This is a genomic window from Sphingomonas chungangi, assembly GCF_013778325.1.
GTDB classification, from domain to species: Bacteria; Pseudomonadota; Alphaproteobacteria; order Sphingomonadales; family Sphingomonadaceae; genus Solisphingomonas; species Solisphingomonas chungangi.
Window position 1 is genome coordinate 1 of record NZ_JACEIB010000027.1, and the last position, 13,189, is coordinate 13,189.

9 protein-coding genes are annotated in these 13,189 nt (G+C 63.2%); 4 read left to right on the forward strand and 5 right to left on the reverse strand.

All coding sequences use genetic code 11. The features are described from left to right. Positions 1 to 236: 236 nt before the first annotated feature. Positions 237 to 1,565, forward strand: coding sequence for a hypothetical protein (locus HZF05_RS17850; protein ID WP_160363855.1), 1,329 nt, complete (start codon positions 237 to 239; stop codon positions 1,563 to 1,565). 187 nt (positions 1,566 to 1,752) lie between these two features. Here HZF05_RS17850 and HZF05_RS17855 read toward each other — a convergent pair whose 3' ends face one another. The 4 genes from HZF05_RS17855 to rfbB all read right to left on the reverse strand — a co-directional run bounded on the left by HZF05_RS17855 (position 1,753) and on the right by rfbB (position 6,493). Next, positions 1,753 to 2,823 (reverse strand): acyltransferase family protein, encoded by a 1,071-nt coding sequence (locus tag HZF05_RS17855; protein WP_160363856.1) that lies wholly within the window; start codon positions 2,821 to 2,823, stop codon positions 1,753 to 1,755. Then, positions 2,820 to 3,854, reverse strand: a complete 1,035-nt coding sequence (locus tag HZF05_RS17860) for a glycosyltransferase family 2 protein (protein WP_160363857.1) — start codon at positions 3,852 to 3,854, stop codon at positions 2,820 to 2,822. The genes HZF05_RS17855 and HZF05_RS17860 overlap by 4 nt, the downstream gene beginning before the upstream one ends. 20 nt (positions 3,855 to 3,874) lie before the next feature. Further along, the gene (locus tag HZF05_RS17865; protein WP_160363858.1) at positions 3,875 to 5,365 is read right to left on the reverse strand and encodes an oligosaccharide flippase family protein; all 1,491 of its coding nucleotides are present in this window, start codon (positions 5,363 to 5,365) and stop codon (positions 3,875 to 3,877) included. A 69-nt stretch (positions 5,366 to 5,434) separates the two neighbouring features. Then, the gene (gene rfbB / locus HZF05_RS17870; RefSeq protein ID WP_160363859.1) at positions 5,435 to 6,493 is read right to left on the reverse strand and encodes a dTDP-glucose 4,6-dehydratase; all 1,059 of its coding nucleotides are present in this window, start codon (positions 6,491 to 6,493) and stop codon (positions 5,435 to 5,437) included. Between the two features lie 394 nt (positions 6,494 to 6,887). Between rfbB and HZF05_RS17875 the strand changes: the two genes are divergently transcribed. From HZF05_RS17875 to HZF05_RS17885, 3 genes are read left to right on the forward strand one after another with little or no spacing between them, the layout of a single operon-like run. Further along, complete coding sequence (locus HZF05_RS17875; protein ID WP_160363860.1) at positions 6,888 to 8,030, forward strand: glycosyltransferase; 1,143 nt, start codon at positions 6,888 to 6,890, stop codon at positions 8,028 to 8,030. Between the two features lie 3 nt (positions 8,031 to 8,033). Next, positions 8,034 to 9,182 carry an endo-1,4-beta-xylanase gene (locus HZF05_RS17880; RefSeq protein ID WP_160363861.1) on the forward strand — a complete coding sequence of 383 codons (1,149 nt, stop codon included), beginning with the start codon at positions 8,034 to 8,036 and terminating at the stop codon, positions 9,180 to 9,182. Positions 9,183 to 9,190: 8 nt separating this feature from the next. Next, the gene (locus HZF05_RS17885) at positions 9,191 to 10,396 is read left to right on the forward strand and encodes an acyltransferase family protein (protein ID WP_160363862.1); all 1,206 of its coding nucleotides are present in this window, start codon (positions 9,191 to 9,193) and stop codon (positions 10,394 to 10,396) included. A gap of 16 nt (positions 10,397 to 10,412) precedes the next feature. Here the strand turns inward: HZF05_RS17885 and HZF05_RS17890 are convergent, their stop codons facing one another. Beyond that, the gene (locus HZF05_RS17890; RefSeq protein WP_160363863.1) at positions 10,413 to 13,148 is read right to left on the reverse strand and encodes a hypothetical protein; all 2,736 of its coding nucleotides are present in this window, start codon (positions 13,146 to 13,148) and stop codon (positions 10,413 to 10,415) included. Positions 13,149 to 13,189 lie beyond the last annotated feature (41 nt).

Genomic DNA, 13,189 nt, shown 5'->3' on the forward strand with positions numbered 1-13,189 from the left:
GTTACGGATACGGGTACAACTACACCTACTCCTACTCCTACGGCGACAAACAGGATAACCAAAACCACCGTAAATGGCCGTGGAGTCGGGGCTGAACCGGCGGGATCACGGGCCGGCGGGATCGGGTCGCCTTTTTAGCGCATCCCCATCCGCCAGCCTTGCCACGACAGCGCGAGCGCGCGTGATGATCATCCGGTCGAGCATGCAGATCGGGCACACAAGGCCGGTATTGTAATATGGCAACCCAACCCGCCCCGCCGATCCGGACATGGAGAAACGCGCAGTCGCTGCGCGGGCTTCATGCCTACCTCCCGACGACGCTGCTGGACGGCATCCTCGTCTTCAACCTGTTCCTGGTCGCGATATTCTTCAGCCGTACATTCGAATTTTTTCCGGGCGGCAAGAGCCTGGTCAACACCTACATGTTCGCGAGCAACGCCATATTCCTGGTGCTTGCGGTCATGCTACATCCGACGGCGCGCAATTTCATCATCGCGATGGCGACCTTCATCTTCATCGAGCTGATGGTCTTCGTTCTCCATTTCGGCCTCAAATTCTACGCTGCCTCGCTCGCATCCTTTCCTGGCCTGTTCTCCTGCGGCCTGATCGCGATCTATGCGAGGCAATATCCGCTGGATCGCGCGATGCGCATGATCTTCGCCGCCTGCTTTGCCTACGCCCTGACATTTCTGCATTTCCACTACAGCATAGACGCCTACCAGCTGGCTGTGGCCCGCTCGCACGGGCTGGAAACGGGCAGTTCGATCATGATCGCGCACGGCGTGGAGGGCACCTCGGTGTCCGATGCCGCGTTCCGTATTGCTGTTTCGGCGATCCACCTCGCCTTCGGCTTCTTCTACGCGCTCGAGCAATATCGCGCCCGACGATCGACGACGTGGCTGGGCATCACCTTGTTCTTCGGCTTCTGCATCGCGATCTGCGACTTCCGGTTCATGATGGCCGCCATCCTGCTGACGGCCGTGATCAGCTTCATTCCGCTCTCCCGGGCCACCAAGCTCAAGGCCGGCATGGGCTTCATCCTGGTCACTTTGATCGGGTCGGCCGTGCTGGCAATCTTTTCCTTCAACATCTACGGCGTGCTGCAGTCGGACGCGACCGGACTCGTGCGCTATTACGAAGCGGAAATAGCCTTCGATTTCATCCATGCCTATCCGTTGCTGGGCACGGGCCTGTATGGGACGGCGGATGATCTGGCCTCCGTCTATGGCAACAGCATCCTCGCACCGTCCGACATCGGCTATCTCGGCGAATTCCTGCAGTTCGGCATGCTCGGGCTGCTGCTGCTGCTGCTCTGCAATATGCTGGTCTATCGGTTCGTGAAGTCGGCGGGCGGACGACCCGACAGCGACATCGTGATCGGCAGGACGCTGACGAGCCTCTTCCTGTTCGTGGCGATCATGCAGACGACGAGCACCTTTCTGTGGGAAGAGGGCGGTGCGCTGATATTGGCACTGTCGATTGGCTATGCGAGCCGCTCCGTGCTTTCACGCCGCCCTCGCGTTCGCGCGGCCGCTGCGCGTGTTCCGGCGGGCACCAAGGCCTGATTTCGGGCGGACGCGCGTCGTTGGCGATGCGATTTGTACAGCCGAAGCGTCGGAGAGCGATCCCATTCGCTGCCGCGTGACGTCGAGAGAACGCGGTTTTTGCGTTTCGGGCGCGGTATCGAGCCTGGCGGCGATTGGCTCGATCGGCTCCGGTCGGACGAATGGGCGGACGAGGACGGCCAAGCGACTAGATGCGGGTACCTTCGGCCGTCTGCCGCGCGGCGGCGGATTTGGTGGTCTCGAAGCGGACACGCAGTTGGCGGAACGCCTTCTCGACCGTGTAGTAGGAAAGCACCGCCAATCCGAAGCCGATCACGGCCCCCGCGATGCTGCCGACCATACCGTAGCGCGGCTCCAGCAACATGATGAGCGGATAGTGCCAGAGATACAGGCCGTAGGACATCCGCCCCACGAACACGAAAGGGGTGAGCGACATCGCCCGCCGCAGCCAGCCCGGATGCAGCGACGCGACGATCAGCCAGACCGAGACGAGCCAAGTCAGCACCAGCCCCCACGTCGCGGTGGCGTACCAATCTTCGTTCAGGCCGGCGAAGATCGGAATCACCATCAATACCGGCAGGATCGCCCAGCGCGCGCAGATGGCGAGCCAGCGGGTGGGCACCGGAGTCAGCGCCAGCAGACAGCCGGCGAGAAGCCCGTCGGAATGGGTGTCGAAGCCATTATAGGTCCGTGACGGCTCCGCGCCGATGGTCGCGAGCAGGCAGCGCCACGCCACCACCGCGATAAGCGCCGCGATAAGCCAGCGCCGCGGGTTGCCCTCGCGGATCTTCCGGAAGGCGAGCGGCCACAGCAGATAGAATTGCTCCTCCATCGCCAGCGACCAGGTGTGACCGAGATAATCGCGCCAGCCGATCGAGAAGGCCCTCGCCCAGTTCATCAGGTAGGTGCCGGCCAGAAATACCGATTCCAGGATCTGCCAGCGCCGCTCGACGATCGCGAGCACGACCACGAACGCCAGCAGGCACCAGAAGGCAGGCGTGAGCCGCAGCAGACGCCGGATGTAGAAATGGCGGATACTGATATGCCCGGTCCGCGCCGCTTCGTCATCCAGCAGGCGGGTGATTAGGAAACCGCTCAGCACGAAGAACAGGTCGACGCCGGCCCAGCCGCCCGGCAACGCCGTGGACGAGACGTGGAAGATCACCACGCCCAGCACCGCGATCGCGCGCAGGCCGTCCAGCGCGGGCTCGTATTTCATGCTGGGCCAGGCGGTCGGTCGCCGCGTCTCGGCCCTCATCCCCGGGCAGCCCTGCGCGGAAAGGTGCGGCGGAAGCTGGCATCGTGGAGAACGACATCGCCCATCGCGATCCACATCGCCTTCACCGCACGAACGTCGCCCCGGCGCAGATAGGCCAGCGTGGAGTGGCCCAACCGCAGCAGCATGAAGGGCATGTAGGGTCGCCAGTAGCGCCAGTAGAAGCGCGCCTTGCTGCGATGATCGTAATAGATGCTGAGATCGGAGGCGCGCGCGCTGGCGCCGCCGGTGCCGATCGAGCCGCCGACCTTGTGCGCGATCACCGCGTCGCGCGCCCAGCCCAGCCGCTCGCCGGGGAGCAGGCGCTGGCTGAGGTCGAGCTCCTCGTAATACAGGAAATAGGTTTCGCTGAGGCCGCCCAGCCGACGGAACAGCGAGGGCCGCACGAAGATAGCGGCGCCGATCACGTAGCCGATCGCCGCCTCGGCGGTCGTCTCGTCGGGCAGATCGGCGAGCGGGCGGCCGCGCCAGAGATGGTCGGCGCGCGCCTTCACCTTGTCATAGGTGCCCCCGATCCCCTGCACAGTGCCGCGATCGTCATGATACACCAAAGTCGCGCCGCATACCGCGACGTCCGGCGCGGCATCCATCTTGCGCTCCAGCGCGATCAGCGCGCCGGGATCGATCTCGGTATCGTTGTTGAGGATGAAGATGTAGCGGCAGGCATCATCTTCCAGGGCATAGGCGATGCCGACATTGTTGCCGCCCGCAAAGCCGAGGTTCGCCCCGACATCGACCAGCACGACGCGGAAGACGCCCCGCCCCTCGCCGGCCGCCGGCGCTTCCCACAGCGTGCCGCCCCGCGCCCGCGTCAGCTCGGCCGAGATATCGCGTGGCGGGGCGCCGACGAAGCGGCGCTCCGCCCAGCCGCGCAGTCGCACGAGCGAATCGTCGGCCGAGGCATTGTCGCAGATCACCACGGTCAGCCCGTCCTGCCGCGCGGCGTCGAGCGATTCCAGGCACTCGATCGTGTCGCGCCAGCCGTTCCAGTTGACCAGGATCGTGTAGATCATCCGCCGCTCCCCACCGTGGTTTATTGCGGCACGTCGACGGGGCGCAATCGAAAGCCCGAGCGGCGGAACGAGACGAGCACATCGCGGAAGGGCCGGTTGGTCGTCGCGTTGAGCACCAGGAACACCGCCCACATCACGATGCAGCCGACGATGCTGCCGATCAGCCCGAGATCGAGCAGCGTCACCGCCGCGAACGAGACGATCATGCAGGCGAGGCCCGGCGCCAGCGCGGCGAGGACCGGCCGGTCGACCTTGTGCACCGCCGCCAGCAGCATGGCGTCGATCGTCACCCGGATCATCCATGCCACCGCCGCGCCGGTGACGCCGTAGAAATGGACGAGCAGCAGCATCAGCCCGACATAGGGCAGCACCTCGCTCATGTGGATCGTCGCCACCGCGCGCGGCCGCCCCTGGCCCTGGATCGCGCTGAACAGCACGAAGGCGAGGCTGTTCCACCACGCGCCCATCGCCAGCAGCCGGAAGACCGGGCCGCCCCTGGCCATCATCTCCGGGCCGAGCCAGATGTTGAGGAACTGGCCGCACAGGAAGATCGCCGCGATATAGACGAGGCTGACGATCGTGCCGAGATGGCAGAGCGTCACCGAGACGATGTCGCGGCTGTCGTCCCGGTTCAGCCGGGAGAAGACCGGGAACAGCGTGCGGGTCAGCATTGTCGGCAGGATCTGCGATCGCTGGACGATGTTCATCGGCACCGAGTAGAACGGGATCACCGCTACGTTGCGCAGCGATCCGATCACGAACTGGTCGACGTCGGTCATGATCGGGCTGATCACGTTGGTGACGGTCACCCAGCCGCCGAAGGCGAACAGCGATTTCAGCAGCGGGATGTCCACCACCGGCTTCAGCGACACGCCGGACACCTTGATCGCGTAGAGCATCACCGAGCAGAAGGTGAAGGCTCGCACCACCAGCATCACCGGCATGATCACCTCGAGCGACGGCCCCCAGTGCATCACCGCGGCAAGCGGCAGCACCTGGCCCAGAATCATGCCGGTCGTCTGGATGATGTTGAGCGTCACGAACTTCTCGTGCGCCTCGACGGTGCCGACGCCGACGCCAAGCATCAGCGCCATCGGCAGCATCGCCGCGAGATAGCCGATCGAGCCGGCGATTTCGCCGCGGACCTCCGGCGCCACCTTCATGACGTGCAGGAAGAGGTACGAACCGCACACGTAGAGGATCAGGCCGCCGATCAGCCCCATGCAGCCGTTGATGATGAAGGATGACCAGAAGACGCGATGCTTGGCGCCGCGCCCGTCCCCATCCGCCATCTTCGAGAGCGCGTTGGTCGTCGCCCGCGAGATGCCGAGGTCCATGAAGCCGAAATAGCCGAGCAGCGACCAGGCGACGAGCACCACGCCGTAGCGGCTCGCGCCGATGTGCGAGAGATAGATCGGAACGGTGAACAGGGTGACGGCGATCGGGATCAGCGCGCCCAGCAGATTGGACGAGATGTTCCTGATCAGCTTGCTGCGTTCCGGCTTCGCCACGTCCCGTTCCCGCCCCTTGAAGTCGAAAGACCGGCGCCCTCCCGCACGGGCACCGGGAGAAAAGCGGCGTCAGGCTGCCTGCAGCCCCAGCCGCTCGGTCGCGTAGCGGCGATCGAGGATGTCCTGCCACCAGCCGCGATTGTCGAGATACCAGCGCACCGTCGCCTCGATCCCTTTCTCGAAGGTCTGCTCGGGCGACCAGCCGAGTTCCGTGCGGATCTTCGAGGCGTCGATCGCGTAGCGATGGTCGTGGCCCGGCCGATCCGCCACGAAGGTGATCTGATCGGCATAGGCCTTGCCGTCGGCGCGCGGCTGGAGCCGGTCGAGCGTGGCGCAGATCGTCCGCACGACCTCGATATTCTTGCGTTCCGAATTGCCGCCGACATTGTAGGTCTCGCCCGGCTTGCCCGCCTCGAACACGCGGCGCAGCGCGCGGGCGTGATCCTCCACGAACAGCCAGTCGCGCACGTTGCTCCCGTCGCCATAGACGGGCAGCGGCTCGCCGTTGAGCGCGCGGATGATGATCAGCGGGATCAGCTTCTCGGGGAAGTGATAGGGCCCGTAATTGTTCGAGCAGTTGGTCACCAGCACCGGCAGACCGTAGGTGTGGCCCCAGGCGCGGACGAGGTGGTCCGATCCCGCCTTGGATGCCGAATAAGGCGAGCGCGGATCGTAGGGCGTCTCCTCGGTGAAGAAGCCGTCCTCGCCCAGCGAGCCGAACACCTCGTCGGTGGAGATATGGTGGAAGCGGAAGTTGGCGGCCTCCTCGCCCTCCAGCCCGCGCCAGTGGCGCAGCGCCTCCTGCAGCATGGTGAAAGTGCCGACCAGATTGGTCTGCACGAAGGCGCCCGGTCCGTCGATCGAGCGATCGACATGGCTCTCGGCGGCGAGATGCGCGACGATCTGCGGTCTGAAATCCTCGAACGCGCGGCGCACGGCGTCGGCGTCGCAGATGTCGCCCTGCACGAAGCGGTAGCGGTTGCTCGCGGCGACCGGCTCCAGCGAGGAGAGCACGCCGGCATAGGTCAGCTTGTCGTAGTTCAGGACGTCATGGCCGCTGTCCTGGACCAGATGCCGGACGAGGGCCGATCCGATGAAGCCGGCGCCGCCGGTGACGAGAATGCGCATGTGCCGATCCTGATTCCTGCCGAGCCTCGAAGCCACACGTACCACGATGGTAAACGCGGGCCATGGCATCGATCCGGAAGCATCGGCTTGCACCGAAGCTTCCGCCCCATCCCGCGCCATGTTGTCGCAGGATCGGCACCCGCCTTCAACCCGATTGTTGCGGCACACAATGCTCAGCCCGCTCGCAACGAGACACAATGCAATCCGGTAGCGGTCTTTTGACAAAAGCTTTCGCTGCGTTGCAGAATACACTTTGAGCGGACGGCATCGCGCGCCTATGACGGCGCGCGGGAGGCGGCGGAATGACAACGCGGCGGGACAAGGCAATGCTCGATGCGTGGTGCGGCATCATTGCGACGCGAGACATGCCGTTCGGAATGAAAGCCGCGACGCCGTGAAGATCCTGCTTCTCACCAGCGAGTTCCTGCCCTTCCACGGCGGCATCGGCGCCTATGCGCGCGAACTGGCGACGGCCGCAGCGCAGGCGGGGCACCAAGTAACGCTGGTCGCACCGGGCTACGATGCCGATCAGAGCGCGATCGATTCCGCTTTTCCCTTCCAGGTGATCCGCGCGCCCGGCGGGGTATCGGATGCGAAAGGCCTGCCCCGCCGCATCCTCGCCACCCGGCGCCTGCTCAAGCGCGAGCGATTCGACATCGTGCACGCGGTCGACTGGCCCTATTTCATTCCCGTCCGCCTCGCGCGCGGAATGCTGCGCGGCGCGAAGGCGCTGCTCACGGTGCACGGCACCGAGATCATCTACATGCAGGCGCCCAGGCGGAAGCGGCTGCTCGATCTGATCGGCTTCTGGCGCAAGGGCTGGGCGACCTGGATCAGCAACAGCCGCTACACGCACGAACTCCTGCTGCGTTCCTTCCCGGCAATCGACGAGGCGCATGCTTATCCCGTGCCGCTGGCGGTCTCCGATGCCTGGCGGAGCGCGCGCATCCCGCGCGCGGAGGCGAGGCAGGGCTACGGGCTGGACGACGGGGATTTCGTCGTCGCCTCGCTCGGCCGGATCGTCCCGCGCAAGGGGCATGGCGTGCTGGCCGACGCGCTGGCGCTGCTTCCCGAGCCGGTGGCCCGCAACCTGCGATGGTGGGTCGTCGGCCCGGCGATCGAGCCCGATTATGCGAAGACGCTGGAGGCGAAGACCGCCGACCTGCCGGCGCGGACCGAGTTCCTCGGCAGCCTGCCGACGGAGGACGTGCAGCGTCGGCTCGCCGCCGCCGATCTGTTCTGCCTGCCCGGTTATCAGGACGATGGCGGGCGGGTGGAAGGATTCGGCCTCGTCTTTCTGGAGGCCGGGGCCTACGCTGTGCCGTCGGTGGCGACACGATCGGGCGGCATCCCCGAGGCGGTGGAGGACGGCAGGACGGGTCTGCTGGTCGCCGAGCACGATGCCGAGGGAGTGGCGGCCGCCATCACGCGGCTGAAGGAAGACCCCGCGTTGCGGGAAGAGATGGCGAAGGCAGCCGAGGCGAAAGCCGCCGCGGCGACCTGGGACAGGGTCATGCGCGAAACCTACGGAGGCTGAGGCATGACGGACGAAACGGACATCACGATCAACCGGCGCGAGTGGATCGCGGGCGGACTCATGGCGGGCATTCCCTTTGCCGGGACCGGCCTGCTCGGCCAGTCGACGCTCGCGGCAATCCCGCCCGCCGGCGGATCGCTCAAGGCGCGCGCCGCCGCCAAGGGTCTCTATTTCGGCTGCGCGCTCGACGTTCCCGAGGTCAACACCGACCAGAAGCTCCGCGCGGCGGCGATGGCCGACTGCAACATGCTGGTACCCGGCAACGGCTTCAACTGGACGCGCGTCCAGTCGGCCCAGGATGCGCCGCTCGATTTCTCGCAGGTCGATCCGGTCTATGCGCTGGCGCAGGCATCCGGCGCCAAGATGCGCTGCCACGATCTGGTCTATGACCAGACGACGCCCAAGTGGGTCAACGCGCTGGTGCCGACACTCTCGACCAGGCAGGCCGGCGATCTGCTGACGTCCTACGTGCAGAAGGTCGCCACCGCCTGGGCCGGCAAGGTGGTCCACTACGAGGTGGTGAACGAGCCGCCCTATGTCGATGTGCCGGGCTATCGCCACAACGCCTTCCTGACGAAGCTCGGCGAAGGCTATATGGACCTTGCCTTCCACGCCACGCGTGCGGCCGATCCCAACGCCCTGCTGTTCACCAACGGAGCCGTGCTGGAACAGGATCACGCGGTGTTCGACGCCTTCCGCGCGGGCATGCTGCGGCTGCTCGAGCGCCTGCTGAAGCGCGGCGTCCCGGTCCAGGGCCTCGGGATCGAGGGCCACATCACCGGTTACTATCCCTTCTCCGAGCGCAAATATGCCGACTTCCTCCATGAAGTCACGCAGATGGGCCTGAAGCTGATGGTCACCGAGTTCGACGTCAACGATCGCGGTTTTCCCGGCGACGTCCCCGCCCGCGACGCCAGCGCCGCCGCGCTCGCCAAGGCCTTCCTCGACGTGTCGTTCAGCTTCCGTGAATGCGTCGGCGTGATCAGCTGGAGCATGACCGACAATTACACCTGGCTGCACGAAAAGGGCACCGAGGATCGACAGCGCGCCGATCGACAGCTGCTCCGGCCGGGCCTGTACGACGCCGGCTACCAGAAGAAGCCGATGTGGAACGCCATCGCCGCCGCGCTCGACGCCGCGCCGAACCGATAGGGAGCAGCATGACGGGGGGACAGGGCAACGGACCGGCCGAGGCAGTGGCACTGACGGACGCCGGTGCCGCGCCGCCGACGGCCGGCCCGCATCCGCGCGAACATGGCACGGCCGCGCTCTATCTTACGCCGGAACGGATGCCGGCGACGCCCGGCTACATCCCGAGCCTGGACGGCATGCGCGCGATCAGCATCCTGCTGGTGATCGGCGCGCACTACATCTCGCCCAAGCTCTTTCCCGGCGGGCTCGGCGTCTCCGTCTTTTTCGTTATTTCCGGCTTCCTGATCAGCCGGCTGATCTTTTCCGAATGGAAGAGGACGAAAGGATTCGCGTTCGGCGGTTTCTACCTCCGGCGCGCCCTGCGGCTCTATCCGGTGGTGGCGCTCTACACCGGCGCCGTCGTCACGTTTTATCTCGTCACCGCACGGCCGATTGAGTGGCTCCAGCCGGCCTCCGCGCTGTTCTACTTTGCCAACTATCTCTATGGCGCGCGCAGCGTCGCCCCGTCGATCCACCCAAGCATGCCGCTGGAGATATTCTGGTCGCTGTCGGTGGAGGAGCATTTCTACCTGCTATTCCCGCTAAGCTTCTGGCTGCTGCGCGGCAGGCCCCGCGCGATCATCGGATTGATGATCTCCGTATGCTTGGTCTGTCTGGCGTTGCGAACAGGCGTCGCATGGACCGAGCCGCATCTTCTGAGTTCAAAATATTTTTACTTCCGCACTGAATTTCGGCTTGATGCGATCGCCTTCGGGGTTCTGATCGCAGCCCTTTGCGAGGATGGCACCGGGCGCGCATTCTTGAAGCGCGCCACTCGCCCGACGATCACGATCGCCGCCTTCATGGTAATCCTCGGCTGTCTGGTGGTGCGCGACGCCTATTTCCGCGAGACGCTGCGCTACACGCTGACCAGCGCGGCGATCATGTTGATAACGGCCGCCGTCCTATTTCAGCCCGATCCGGGAATCGCCCGTCGGCTGCTGAACTCCCGACCATTGGTGTGGATCGGGCGGCTCAGCTACTCGCTCTACGTTTGGCACATCGCCGCCCCGTTCGTCGTCTATCCGGTCGTCGGCGGCATGTCGCGCGAGATCGTGCTGGCGGCAAGATTGATCGGAGCATTCGGCCTTGCCACGCTATCCTATCATCTCGTCGAACGGCCGATGCTCCGGCTGCGCCATCGCTTTGGTTCACGGGCACGCGCCGCTGATTGAGGCGGGGTAAAGCCGGCTACGAAGCCAAGTACCCCACGGATTTCAGCACAGGCTCTTGATTGGTTACGATCGCACCAGCGAGCACGCCGGTGTTCAGGGCTTCCGACATGGTGATGACATTGCCGTTTACAGCGACCACCCTGCGCAACATCGGGTTCAGACCTGAGCTACCGACATTGATCCAGCTTCCTGGCACCAATCCCGCCACCGACGAAAGAGTAAGGGTTTGATAGGCGCCCCCCGAAGTCGCCGATACGGTCGTGCCTCCCGGTATCGCACCGAACGTGCCGGAGATCGTGCAAATAGCACCGGGTGCCGATCCCGCTAATGGATCGCTATAGTCGATCCGGTCGCCCTTACCGTAGGTGCCCCCAATCGTGCTTGACGATTGTCGAAGCTGGCGCTGGCCAGCCAGCTCGTTATTCCGATCAATCACGCTCCCGGCGTAGTTCGTCGAATTATCAAAGCTCGCAGCAATATAAGGATCATAATTGCCACCACCGCTGCCATAACTTCCGAACATCCCCATCGCGGAGGCGCCACCCCAATCATTGCCTTCCACAGTCACCGAAGTGAGAAAGCCGACATTGCTATAACTGGAAGCCGGCTGTGCGAAAGAGATGGGCCGCCCCATCGCTCGCACGGCGGTCACTTTGTTGCGACGCACAACAAGAGACGAAATTTTCGAAGTCGGCTCGTATATTTGCAATACGCCCGAGTTATACGCGCCACTGGCGTTTAAGTTGATGAAGACATTGTCTTCAATCAAGATATGATCCGCCGAACTCGTTGCGCGCAATACGATAGCGCTCTGATGGGTTCCGCGGACAACATTATCGTAAATCCGGACGGTCGAGATCCCAGTGGTGCTTCCCAATTGCGCGAACACGGTGAGCCCTGGATCAATATCAACGCCTGTAATCACAGCAGAGACTAAACCGCCGCTCAGATTGACGGCGTAACAGGCATCTGTACCGCTCACGCTGAAAGCGCGTAGTCCGTTAATTACAGTGTGAGACGCCGTACTGCTAATCAACGCGGTGGTTGAGGCGCAATAAAAATCACTCACTTCTATATCGGTGAAACTTGCATAGCTCGGCTTGTCCGTTACCGGATTAGTAGTGTGATTATTCGGATCAACGCTCGTGTCGTATTTCCAGATGCAGTCGAAGAGGCTGAATACACCATAGATCGAGTGGCCTCGCACCGCGCTGATATTGACGCGACCCCGATTTCCGGTGCCGAGACCGATGACGCGCCGCGCCCGCGTATAGCATGGAGTGCCGGCCGGGATTGCCGCCTGGATAGAGGCGCCGAGGGTCACGACGTTGTTGACCAAATCCGTTCCGACGATTGCGAACGGGCCGTCACTACCGCCAGAACCGGCTCCTTTGATGAAGAGATAGCGGTCGTTCGTACCTGTATCATTGGGTTGAACCATGAACGCATCATTGAGCGTAACGGTTAAGTCACCGACGTTTGCGGTTTTCGCCAAAAGGCAGATATCATGCTGCCCGTCGAACGAGACGTTCGTTATAGAAATTTCGTTATCAACGGAAACATTAGAAGGAAAAATTCCTTCTATTACTTGATCATGATCGCCCTTTGAAGTAATTTCATCAATGATGATCCCTCTTGAATAGCCAAAAGCAACACCAGAGTCCTTGGTGTAACGCGATATTATGTTAATGATCCTGTCATCATGACTGCTTATCTCAGGGTTATCGGCTATCCAGGCCGGAGCGATCTGGACACCGTTGCAACTTCCACCTAACTGCGCGCCGAACCCGCAAAAGGACGTTCGGCAGTTTTCTATCTTCCTATTAAAACCCCCAAAGAAATTGATTCCCGTGTTCGGCACTCCATGAACATGGCAGTCGACAACCTCGCTATCGTAAGTAAAATAATTCGTAATACCAGCGAGACGCCAATCCTGTGCATCAGGTCCGGTGGCAGGCCACCCTCTCCAATTCACACGCTGATGGCATCGTATATCCAAGCCCACGAATCGAACGCAGCCGATCATACGATCGAGGGTCATGGAACTGGCAGGATAGGCAGCCTGACCGTCCACGGCACCCACGCCCACAAGGCTTCCGTTGGGTCCGGTCGGTGTGGCCGGAGTTGGCCGGCAACCTGTCATCGGATCGCCAGCCCCGATCGTCCCGTACAGCATTGCTACGCCTGTCCCAGCTGGCACCGTCCAGTGATTCGACTTCCAGTTGGTGATCTGAGAGGGGTCAAGTTCGATCCGACCACCGTCAATCCCACGCAGGGTCGTGTTCGCACCCACGGCGAGCGCCGGTTGAGCCAGATTGAGCGTCACGCGGTGGATACGTCCTTCGCGTCCGACATCGACGACGCCGCCGCCAAGTTTGAACGCGACTCGCAGCGCAACCTGGATATAGTTCCAGTCGTCCGTAGCGCTGGCGACGGCCGCGGAGATCGCCGATTGATCCGCGCTCGGCGACAATTCTGAAAGATCAGGGCAGTCGCCCACGGCGCCGAACCATGTCACATCGAGCGCGCCGGAATAAATCCTCACCCAGGCGCCATCGGCGGACTGACTTGGAAAAACGAATATCCCCTCTTGAGAATCGATCGATCGCCAATCGATCGAAACCATGGGATCCCATCGAAAGACTCCCGATCGAGCCGCTTCTGTCAGGATAACGCACTGTCCGATAGCCGCCCCCGTGATGGTCTTCATCGTGGCCCGATCAATCACCGAAACAACAGCTGCGTTCGTCATACCAACCTCGCATTCCCACAATGCCCAGAAGCTGATCGCAT